Below are 2594 nucleotides of genomic sequence, written 5' to 3' on the forward strand. Positions count from 1 at the left end.
CTCCCGAGACCTCAGCCGGGATGGAATACGAGATCGTAAAGAACCGGCTTAATACGGCGCGGAAAGACCTTAATGCCGAGGTATCCGCTCTTCATACTCCCATAGCAGCCGGCATGTCCGTTTACGGCGCCTTCGGGGAGCTCCTCAAAACCGGTCAGGAACCCGGGATCGCCCTTTCTCCGGACAACCTGCCGGCTATTGACGCCGCCATGATCCAGGATGCGGATCAGGCCCTCCGGGAGCTTAAGATTCTGGTGCGGGATCAGTCCCTTAACAGCTACACCTTCTTTGAAAGCGCTCTGGCCAAAAGGCCGGAGGGTTCCTCCGGCCTGGACGGGGCCGCCTTCGGCGCCGCCGTCCGGGGACTCCGGGACGGGGTTAAGGCGGTTACGGATCTCATGGGCTTTGCGAGCTCCGGCCTTACTCTGGAGAGGCTTCAGGGCATCCTTTCCGGCATCGAAGGGGCTTTGAGCCGGGAGGACATGGATTTTGCGCTCCTGTCTCTTCCGGATATTCCGGGCTTTATCAAGGAAGCCGGGGCGGGAGCGGATACGGCTCTCCGCATCAGGGAGGATCTTCGGAAGCTGGGGCCCAATGCCGAGGACGTCTTCCAGCTTAATCTCCGGGAGGAGCTTAAGATCTGGAAGCTGGACAGTCAGCGGTTCTTTATCATGAGATATCTGGCGCACGGGAAATCCGTAGGCCGGCTCCAGCGGGCTCTGGGCGCGGAGGTGAAGGTTACCAGCGACAACTATGAGGAGCTCATGGGAACGGCTCTGGGGATTCAGGATCTTAAGAACAGCCTTAATGAAGCTCTGGAGAAGGTACGCCGGATGAACGGCGACTTTGCCGCGCTTCTGGAAAAGGATCCCGAAAAGGCCCGGGGACTTCTGGACACCCTGGAGGCTCTTCACGGCGCTCTCTCTTCCGGACTGGAGCCCGGAGAAAAGTCTTCTCTCCGGGAGGCTCTCTCGAAGAATGCGGTTTCCGGGGATTTCCGGGAAAGACTTCAGGCTCTTACGGCCATTAAGAAGCCTTTTGCGGAGTTTTCGGAAGGGGTTAAGAAGCTTAAGGAGTTTTACAGCATTGATGACACGCTGCTCCCCGGGGATCCTCTTAAGCTAGCGGATCGGGCGCAGGGCTGGGCGGATCGGCCGGGGGATATCGGTTCCTGGCTGGAGGTCAATAAGCGGCTGAGAACGCTCCGTATGTCAGGGTTTGCCGAGCTCGTCCGGGCGCTTCTGGAGGGCCGGGTTCCCGCTTCCGCCGGGGAGGGGTATGCCCGGGCTCTCTTTGCGAAGTCTCTTATTGAGTGGCAGTTCAGCCAGAATGAGGCGCTCTCCGGATTCATTCCTGAGATCTTCGAGGATCGCATCGCGCGCTTTAATGAAGATGCCGCCTCCTTCCGGAAGCTCTCCGGACAGCATCTCATCGAGCAGCTTACCGCTGAAAAGAACCAGCTTAAGAACAGTTCCGATGCTGCCATCCAGGAGGAAATCACCTTTTTCGAGAAGGCCAAGAAGAGCCGCGGCCGGGGTTCCTCCATCAGGCAGATCTTTAATAAGACGCCCCATCTCATGCCCGGAATAGCTCCCTGCATGCTGATGAGCCCCATTTCCGTGGCGCAGTATCTGGATCCCAGCCTGTACAGCTTCGATCTCATTATCTTCGACGAAGCCTCCCAGCTCCCCACCTCGGAAGCCGTGGGAGCCATTGGCCGGGGCCATCAGGTGATTGTGGTGGGAGATCCCAAGCAGATGCCTCCCACGGACTTCTTTGAAGCCCGGCAGGCCGAGGAGGAATCGGATATCGCCTATCTGGAAAGCGTGCTTGTTGACTCCATGACTTTGGGCATGCCGGTGATAAGTCTGAGCTGGCACTACCGTTCCCGTCATGAAAGCCTGATTTCCTTCAGCAATACCATGTACTATGAGAGCAGGCTCTATACCTTCCCGTCACCGGATGACATGAACTCCCGGGTGCAGTATCACTTTGTGAACGGCGTTTATGACCGGGGCGGCAAGTCCACCAACCCTGATGAAAGCAAGGCGGTTACGGCCTATATCAGGGATTTCCTTAAAGATCCCAAGAACAGCAATACCTCCGTGGGCATTGTGACCTTTAATTCCAAGCAGCAGGCGCAGATCGAGGATGACCTTGCGGACATGTTCCGGGACAATCCGGATCTGGACGCCAAAGCCAACAGCGGTCCCGAGCCTCTTTTTGTGAAGAACCTGGAGAACGTGCAGGGCGATGAACGGGATGTTATCGTGTTTTCAGTCGGGTTCGGCCGGGACAAGGACGGCAAGGTTTCCATGAACTTCGGCCCCCTGAACCGCGACGGCGGCGAACGCCGGCTTAACGTGGCGGTAACCCGGGCCAAGAAGGAAATGGTGGTATTCACCTCCATCGAGCCTGAGGACGGCCGGATCACCGCAGCCACCTCCCGGGGCGTGTCCGGTCTCTTTGAATTCCTGAAGTATGCCCGAAACGGCGCCTCCTCCATGACCCGGCAGCTGGAAACCGGCCGGCGGGAAAAGGACATTCTGGTGGAAAAGCTGGCCGAGATCCTGAAGGAAGCCGGCTTTGACTGC

At 58.1% G+C, this 2594-nt stretch carries 1 protein-coding gene; it reads left to right on the forward strand.

The features are described 5' to 3' along the window. On the forward strand, nt 1–2594 hold a 2594-nt coding region (locus tag ACJROR_RS07400), incomplete at both ends, for a DEAD/DEAH box helicase (RefSeq protein ID WP_406546562.1).

The organism is Succinimonas sp. (assembly GCF_045225735.1).
GTDB lineage: Bacteria > Pseudomonadota > Gammaproteobacteria > Enterobacterales > Succinivibrionaceae > Succinimonas.